Annotated in this window: 6 protein-coding genes; 3 read left to right on the top strand and 3 right to left on the bottom strand. The window is 61.8% G+C overall.

Going from position 1 to position 7,821, the window contains the following annotated elements:
- Window positions 1-100 precede the first annotated feature (100 nt).
- Window positions 101-1,597, top strand: a complete 1,497-nt coding sequence (locus FEM54_RS18710; RefSeq protein ID WP_138452421.1) for a YifB family Mg chelatase-like AAA ATPase — start codon at window positions 101-103, stop codon at window positions 1,595-1,597.
- A gap of 182 nt (window positions 1,598-1,779) precedes the next feature.
- Here FEM54_RS18710 and FEM54_RS18705 read toward each other — a convergent pair whose 3' ends face one another.
- The gene (locus tag FEM54_RS18705) at window positions 1,780-2,358 is read right to left on the bottom strand and encodes a TetR/AcrR family transcriptional regulator (protein ID WP_138452420.1); all 579 of its coding nucleotides are present in this window, start codon (window positions 2,356-2,358) and stop codon (window positions 1,780-1,782) included.
- A 112-nt stretch (window positions 2,359-2,470) separates the two neighbouring features.
- On the opposite strand from FEM54_RS18705, the gene FEM54_RS18700 reads away from it, so the two are divergent.
- Window positions 2,471-3,385, top strand: coding sequence for an ABC transporter six-transmembrane domain-containing protein (locus FEM54_RS18700; RefSeq protein WP_171045864.1), 915 nt, complete (start codon window positions 2,471-2,473; stop codon window positions 3,383-3,385).
- Between the two features lie 3 nt (window positions 3,386-3,388).
- On the opposite strand, the gene FEM54_RS18695 is transcribed toward FEM54_RS18700, so the two are convergent.
- Both FEM54_RS18695 and FEM54_RS18690 read right to left on the bottom strand, forming a co-directional pair.
- Complete coding sequence (locus FEM54_RS18695; protein ID WP_138452419.1) at window positions 3,389-5,365, bottom strand: methyl-accepting chemotaxis protein; 1,977 nt, start codon at window positions 5,363-5,365, stop codon at window positions 3,389-3,391.
- Window positions 5,366-5,532: 167 nt separating this feature from the next.
- Window positions 5,533-6,453, bottom strand: a complete 921-nt coding sequence (locus FEM54_RS18690) for a LysR substrate-binding domain-containing protein (RefSeq protein ID WP_017135874.1) — start codon at window positions 6,451-6,453, stop codon at window positions 5,533-5,535.
- Window positions 6,454-6,589: 136 nt separating this feature from the next.
- On the opposite strand from FEM54_RS18690, the gene FEM54_RS18685 reads away from it, so the two are divergent.
- The coding region (locus FEM54_RS18685) for a NorM family multidrug efflux MATE transporter (RefSeq protein WP_138452418.1) at window positions 6,590-7,821 on the top strand (1,232 nt) is incomplete at its 3' end.

The raw sequence follows: 7,821 nt of genomic DNA, 5'->3' as shown, positions 1-7,821 counted from the left end.
CTTTGGATACGTTCAGTAAAACCTCCCGCCCTCGAAAGCATCTCACCTCGTCTACCCTTGAAAAACCCGCAGGAAGCGGCCTCCCACTCAAGGAACGAGCATGTCCCTCGCCATCGTCCACAGCCGTGCCCAAATTGGCGTAGAAGCCCCCGCCGTTACCGTCGAAGTGCATATGGCCAATGGTCTTCCATCGCTTACCTTGGTGGGCCTGCCGGAAACCGCCGTCAAGGAAAGCAAGGACCGCGTGCGCAGCGCCATCCTCAACTGTGCGCTGCAATACCCGGCCCGCCGTATCACCCTCAACCTGGCGCCCGCCGACCTGCCCAAGGATGGCGGGCGTTTTGATCTGGCGATTGCCTTGGGCATCCTGGCCGCCAGCGTGCAGGTGCCGGCATTGATGCTCGACGACGTGGAATGCCTGGGGGAATTGGCCCTGTCCGGTGAGGTGCGGGCGGTCAAAGGTGTGCTGCCGGCCGCGCTGGCCGCACGCAAGGCCGGGCGCACCGTGATAGTGCCGCGGGCAAATGCCGAGGAGGCGTGCCTGGCGTCGGGGTTGAAGGTGATTGCAGTGGACCACCTGCTGCAAGTGGTGGCGCACCTGAATGGGCTGGTGCCGATTGAGCCGTATAAATCCGACGGCTTGCTGTACTTGAACAAGCCCTACCCGGACCTGAGTGAGGTGCAAGGCCAGCTTGCCGCCAAGCGCGCACTGCTGATTGCGGCGGCGGGCGCGCACAACCTGCTGTTCAGCGGACCACCCGGCACCGGCAAGACCTTGCTCGCCAGCCGCCTGCCTGGTTTGCTGCCGCCCTTGAGTGAGCAGGAAGCCCTGGAAGTGGCGGCCATTCAGTCAGTGGTCAGCCTGGCGCCGTTGAGCCATTGGCCGCACCGTCCGTTTCGTCAACCGCACCATTCAGCGTCGGGGCCGGCGCTGGTGGGCGGCGGGTCAAAACCGCAGCCGGGGGAAATTACCCTGGCCCATCATGGCGTGCTGTTTCTGGATGAGCTGCCGGAGTTTGATCGCAAGGTGCTGGAAGTGCTGCGCGAGCCGCTCGAATCCGGGCATATCGTGATCTCCCGCGCCCGCGACCGGGTGAGTTTTCCGGCACGTTTTCAATTGGTGGCCGCCATGAACCCCTGCCCTTGCGGCTATTTGGGCGAACCCAGCGGGCGCTGTCGGTGTACGCCGGAGCAGATTCAGCGTTATCGCAACAAGCTCTCAGGGCCGTTGCTGGACCGGATCGACTTGCACCTGACCGTGGCACGGGAGACCACTGCGCTGAACCCGACCCAACACACTGGCGATAATACGGCGACGGCTTCGGCGCAGGTGGCAGAGGCTCGAGAACGCCAGCAAAAGCGCCAGGGCTGCGCCAATGCCTTTCTGAATCTGCCGGGGTTACGCGAGCACTGCACACTGGCAAAAGCCGATGAAGGCTGGCTGGAAAGCGCCTGCGAGCGACTGACCTTGTCCCTGCGCGCAGCCCACCGGCTGCTCAAGGTAGCGCGCACCCTGGCGGACCTTGAGCGGGTTGAAAACATTGCCCGGCATCATTTGCAGGAGGCCTTGCAGTACCGGCCTGCGGCAGTCGGCTAGCTCTTAACGAACGCAAATTCTGTGGCATGTGGGCTTTTGTGGCGAGCGGGCTTGCCCCGCGTTGGAGTGCGAAGCGCTCCTGGTCCGGCCAATACGATTCAACCGGTAGAGCCGGGGCCGCCGTGCAGCCCAACGCGGGGCAAGCCCGCTCGCCACAGTGAAATGGTGTAAATACGGAGCCCTTATGCGGAGAAACCCAACAGCAGCTGCGCCACTTCCATGACCTCATCCAGCACCGCCTCGGCCGACGCCGCAGACGGTTTGAGCATCAGGTCATCGGCATACCCCATCGCCAATGCGAAAATTTGCCGGGCCGCGCGTTGCGGCGAGTCGCAGCGAAAAATCCCCTCAGCCACGCCTCGCTCAATCACCTCGGCCAGCATGCCTTGCCACTGCGCGTTGATTACCAGATACGCCTGGGCCATTTGCGGGTCGTGCATGGCTTCGTCCCAGGCATCCAGCCACAACGCCCAACCGGCATCAGCGGTGCTCGGCAGGCAGTCACGTAAAAAACCCACCAGCGCCTCAAGTGGCGGAGCATCTGCCAAGGGCTCGCGCACTTCATCCAATTGCTCATTGGCAAAGCGCACAAAGGCTTCGCGACGCAGTTCGTTCCAGTCGCTGAAGTAGTGATAGACGTGGCTGCGCGACAAGCCGGCATGCTCGGCCAGGTCGCGGGTGGACACATCGGCAAAGCCCTTGCTGCGAAACAGCTCCAGGGCAGCGGCGATGATCTGGTCTTTACGGTCGATACGCGACATGGGCAATTCCTTTGGGCGCCGGTAGATAAGCGGCGCTTGCTTTTTGAGCGATCGCTCAAGGATACTTGAGCAGTCGCTCAATAATAGCGTCTATCACTCCTTTGGTGCACCCATGTCATCCGTGACCCCGCAAATCCTGATTGAAGAAAGCAAGAAAATCGGCCAGCAATCCGCCGGCCAAACGCTCAAGGCGATCGCCAAGGCCTACCCCGGCAAGCTGTTCTGCACACTGTCACTGGTGGCGCTGGAGAATGCGCTGCTGTTGGCCTACCCGTTGTTTGCCGGGTTTGCGGTGGACTCGATTATCCGTGGCGATGCCACCAGCGCATTGTTCTATGCGTTGGTGGTGATGGCGTTCTGGGTGGTCGGCGCGGCGCGGCGGGCGCTGGATACGCGCACTTTTACGCGGATCTACGCCGACCTTGCGGTGCCGGTGATTCTCAACCAGCGCCAGCAGAACCACAGCACCTCAAAATCCGCCGCGCGGGTGGTGCTTGCGCGCGAATTCGTCGACTTCTTTGAAAAACACGTGCCGATTATCGCCACCGCGTTGGTCTCGATTATTGGCGCAGCGGTGATGCTGATCGTGATTGAGCCGTGGGTCGGCCTGGCGTGCCTGGCCGCCCTGCTGCTGTGCATGACGCTGCTGCCACGCTTTGCCCAACGCAACCAGGCGCTGCATGAGCGCCTGAATGATCGCCTGGAGAAAGAAATCGGGTTAGTCGAAAAAGTCGGCGCACCGACCTTGCGTCGCCACTACCACGTGCTGTCACGCCTGCGCATCTGGCTGTCTGACCGCGAGGCCGCCGCGTACCTGTTTCTCGGCACGCTGGCAGCCCTGCTGTTTGTGGTCGCGATCAGCCAGTTGGCTTTGTCGCCGGCGGTCAAGGCCGGCCACATCTACGCGGTCATGACCTACCTGTGGACCTTCGTCACCAGCATGGACGAGGCACCGGGGATGGTCGACCAACTGGCGCGCCTCAAGGATATCGGCAAGCGCGTGGACCCAGGCCTGGGCGAGCATTAAGCCTTAACGAAAACGGTCGACCTCCTGCCGCAAGCCTGCCGCCAGGGTTTCCAGTTCCTTGGCGGTAATGGCCAGGTTCGACACCACTTCGCGCTGTTCGCTGTTAGCCAATGCGATGCTTTGCAAGTTGCTGCTCAGCACGTTGGCCGTGCTGCTCTGCTCCTGGGTCGCGGTGGTAATGGCGGCAAACTGCTGGCCTGCCGAACGGCTTTGCTCGTCGATGCGCGCCAGGGCCGAAGCGACGTCGGCGTTGCGCGACAGGCCTTCCTGCATCAACACGTTGCCATGTTCCATGGTGCTGATGGCGTTGCCGGTTTCCTGCTGGATGCTTTGGATCATCACCGAGATTTCGTCGGTGGCCTGGCGCGTGCGCGAGGCCAGGTTGCGTACTTCGTCGGCAACCACCGCAAAGCCCCGGCCTTGTTCACCGGCCCGCGCCGCCTCGATGGCGGCGTTGAGCGCCAGCAGGTTGGTTTGCTCGGCAATCGAGGTGATCACGCCGACGATTCCGCCAATTTCCTGGGAGCGCTGGCCCAAGGTGTTGATCACCGTGGCCGTGCTGTTGAGGGCGGTGGCGATATGCTCCAGCGACGACGACGCCTCTTGCATTGAGGTGCGGCCAATACGCGTTTGCTGGGCGTTTTCCTGGGCCAGTCGCTCGGTATTGCCCATATTGTCGGCAATGTTCAGCGAGGTGGCGCTGAACTCTTCCACTGCGCCGGCCATGCTGGTGATTTCGCCGGACTGCTGCTCCATGCCCTCATAGGCCCCACCTGACAAACCGGATAACGCCTGAGCCCGGCTGTTGACCTCTTCTGCCGCTTTGCGAATATGCGAGACCATGGTCGAAAGCGCCTCACCCATCTGGTTGAAGCTGCTCGCCAACTGGCCGATTTCATCATGGCTGGACACATTCAAGCGTGCGCTCAAATCGCCAGCGCCCAAGGCTTCGGCCTGGCGCACCAAGTCGCTCAAAGGCTGCAATTTGCTGCGCAGCAACCACACCGCTGCGCCTACTGCCAGCAACATCGCCAGCACGCTGCCGATCACCAGGCGAATGCCGACCGCCCACGTGACTGCACGTATTTCGGACTTCGGCATGCTCGCCACCACCGACCACGGCCCGCCGTCGAACGGCACCGCGACGCTGTAGAAGTCTTCGTCCTTGTCGCTCCAGAAGCGGCCTTTGCCTGGGTTCTTGGCCAGATCAAGCATCACCGGGACCGCCTGATCCAGCGCCTGCACACCGGCTGGCGGCACCAGCCAGTGCTTCTGTTCGTCCAGCAAGGCAAGTGAGCCAGTCTGGCCGATACGGAAGCGCTTGAGGTTGTCGAACTGGGCCTTCTGCTCATCGGTGTAATCAAAGCCGATAAACAACACGGCGATCACCTTGCCGGCGGCATCGCGCACAGGGCTGTATTGGGTCATGTAGGCGCGATCGAACAACACCGCCCGCCCGATGTAATTCTGCCCGGCCAACAGGCGCTGGTAGGCCGGATGCTGGTGATCCAGCACAGTCCCGATGGCGCGATTGCCATCTTGTTTGGTCAGGGAGGTACTGATGCGAATGAAGTCTTCGCCACTGCGCACAAACACAGTGGCCACGCCGCCGGACATCTGCTTGAACTCGTCCACCTCCGCGAAGTTGTTGTTCAACACCTCATCGCCCAACAGCAGGCTCGGGGTCTGCACACCGGCCACGGCGACTTGCTGGTCAGCGCGCACACTCAACCCGGCGCCAAAGCGCTTTTCAAACAGCCCGCTCAATCGCTGAGTACTTTCGCGCAAGGTGCTGTGGAAGGTGTTGAGTTGATCGGCCAGCAAGCGTGCCTCGCTGGCCAGATGTTCCTCGCGGGTGTCGAGGTTGGCCGAATCCAAGGAACGCAGGGCAAAAACAGTACTGCCGCTGATGACGACCGCCAAAATAACGGCCAAGGCGAGGCCTAACTGGGAGGCGATCCGAGCGCGAGGTTGAGACATGACAGCTCCTGGCCGAGGCCAGGATCATCCTGATCTCTTAGCGCAGCTCGGCAAATTATCTGGTGGGAAACGCTGGAAAATAAGGGTTCCAGCACACCTTATTCGGCAAGCGCAGACAATACTTGAGCGATTTACAGGGGTACCGCGCAAACGATTGCACCGAAGCGCTAGGCAAGGCGTTCGACCTGGGGCAACTCCATGGCATTGACTTCGCCTTGAAGAAACTCCGCCAATCGCCGCAAACGCTCACCACCGGGGCGGGTTTTCGGCCACACCAGGTAGTAATTTTCCCCACTGGCCACCGCCGTCGGCCACGGCAGGCTCAAACGGCCCTGGGCCACGTCTTCGGCCACCATCAGCAAATCGCCCATGGACACGCCGTAACCCCGCGCGGCGGCGATCATGCCCAACTCCAAAGTATCGAACACCTGCCCACCCTTGAGCGACACCTGGGACGACAACCCCATGCGCTCCAGCCAATTGCGCCAGTCACGGCGGTCGGGCGTGGGGTGCAGCAGCTCGGCGCTTGCCAATCGTGGGACGTCCCACGGCCCGTCATTGAGCAGGTTGGGCGCACCCACCGGAATCAGCAACTCGGGGAACAGGTAACAGGCCTCCCAGTCCGCCGGAAAGTGCCCGTAGCTCAGTAATACAGCGCAGTCGAAGGGTTCCTGGTTGAAGTCCACTTCATCCACGCTCATCCATGCACTGGTCAGTTGCACTTCATTGCCAGGCTGCAAGGCGCGAAAGCGACTGAGCCGCGCCAGCAACCAGCGCATGGTCAGGGTCGATGGCGCCTTCATGCGCAGGATGTCGTCTTCGGCGTTCAGGGTGTGGCAGGCGCGTTCCAGCGCCGCGAAGCCTTCGCGCACGCCGGGCAAGAGCAGGCGCGCCGCTTCGGTGAGCTGCAGGTTGCGGCCACTGCGCTGGAACAGGCGGCAGGCGAAGTGCTCTTCGAGCGTACGAATATGCCGGCTGACAGCACTTTGCGTGATGGAAAGCTCATCCGCCGCACGGGTAAATGAGTTGTGCCGGGAGGCGGCTTCAAAGGCGCGCAAGGCATACAGCGGCGGTAGACGGCGTGCCATAGAAGAACCCCCTCAGATCAATACCCAACCCTACCATGAGTTTTAATCATGCGAATGATCGCTTTTATCCTTTTGTGTAATGCCTCGGGAGCGCCGAGAATCAGCCCTTTCCCAACCCTCTGAATTTTTGAGTGTGATGATCATGCAACATCCGGTGCGTACTGAACTCTGGGCCATTCTGCGGCTGTCGGGGCCGTTGATTGCCTCACAGTTGGCGCACATGCTGATGGTGCTGACCGACACGCTGATGATGGCCCGCCTGAGCCCCGAAGCCCTGGCCGGTGGCGGCTTGGGCGCGGCGAGCTATTCGTTCGTGGCGATCTTCTGCATCGGTGTGATTGCCGCCGTCGGCACGCTGGTCGCCATCCGTCATGGCGCCGGTGACATCGAAGGCGCCACTCGCCTGACCCAAGCAGGTCTTTGGTTGGCGTGGTTGATGGCGTTGGTGGCCGGCTTGCTGTTGTGGAATCTCAAGCCCGTGCTGCTGATGTTCGGCCAGACCGAAACCAACGTGCAGGCGGCTGGGCAATTCTTGACCATCCTGCCGTTCGCCCTGCCCGGCTACCTGAGCTTCATGGCCTTGCGCGGTTTCACCAGCGCCATCGGCAAGGCAACGCCGGTGATGGTGATCAGCCTGGGCGGCACGGTACTCAACTACTTGCTCAACCATGCCTTGATCGAAGGCATGTTCGGTCTGCCGAAGCTCGGCCTGATGGGCATCGGCCTGGTAACAGCGATCGTCGCCAACAGCATGGCCCTGGCGCTGATGTGGTACATCCGCAGCAACCGGGCTTACGCAGCCTACCCGCTCGGCGCGGGCCTGCTGCGCCTTAACACTCAGTATCTGCGTGAGCTGTGGCGCCTGGGCCTGCCGATTGGCGGCACCTATGCGGTGGAGGTCGGTTTGTTTGCCTTCGCGGCGTTGTGCATGGGCACCATGGGCAGTACGCAATTGGCAGCGCATCAGATTGCCCTGCAAATCGTTTCGGTGGCGTTCATGGTGCCGGCGGGGATGTCCTACGCGATCACCATGCGCATCGGTCAGCATTACGGCGCCGGGCAATTGCTGCAGGCGCGCATGGCCGGGCGGGTCGGCATCGGTTTTGGCGCGTTGGTGATGTTGGGATTTGCCGTTGTGCTGTGGCTGTTTTCCGATGCGCTTATCGGGCTGTTTCTGGACCATAACGACCCAGCCTTCCACGACGTCATCGTGCTGGCGGTCAGCCTGTTGGCCGTGGCGGCGTGGTTTGAGTTGTTCGACGGCGTGCAAACCATTGCCATGGGCTGTATTCGCGGGCTGAAGGACGCCAAGACCACCTTCCTGGTGGGTTTGGGTTGCTATTGGCTGATCGGCGCGCCGTCTGCTTG

The sequence above is a fragment of the Pseudomonas edaphica genome (genome assembly GCF_005863185.1).
Lineage (GTDB): Bacteria > Pseudomonadota > Gammaproteobacteria > Pseudomonadales > Pseudomonadaceae > Aquipseudomonas > Aquipseudomonas edaphica.
This window is presented reverse-complemented; position numbering and strand designations above follow the sequence as displayed.

Excerpts from the sequence above, each read along its gene's own strand:
- FEM54_RS18710 (WP_138452421.1), top strand. The coding sequence starts at position 101 with ATGTCCCTCGCCATCGTCCACAGCCGTGCCCAAATTGGCGTAGAAGCC.
- FEM54_RS18705 (WP_138452420.1), bottom strand. The coding sequence starts at position 2,358 with ATGTCGCGTATCGACCGTAAAGACCAGATCATCGCCGCTGCCCTGGAG.
- FEM54_RS18700 (WP_171045864.1), top strand. The coding sequence starts at position 2,471 with ATGTCATCCGTGACCCCGCAAATCCTGATTGAAGAAAGCAAGAAAATC.
- FEM54_RS18695 (WP_138452419.1), bottom strand. The coding sequence starts at position 5,365 with ATGTCTCAACCTCGCGCTCGGATCGCCTCCCAGTTAGGCCTCGCCTTG.
- FEM54_RS18690 (WP_017135874.1), bottom strand. The coding sequence starts at position 6,453 with ATGGCACGCCGTCTACCGCCGCTGTATGCCTTGCGCGCCTTTGAAGCC.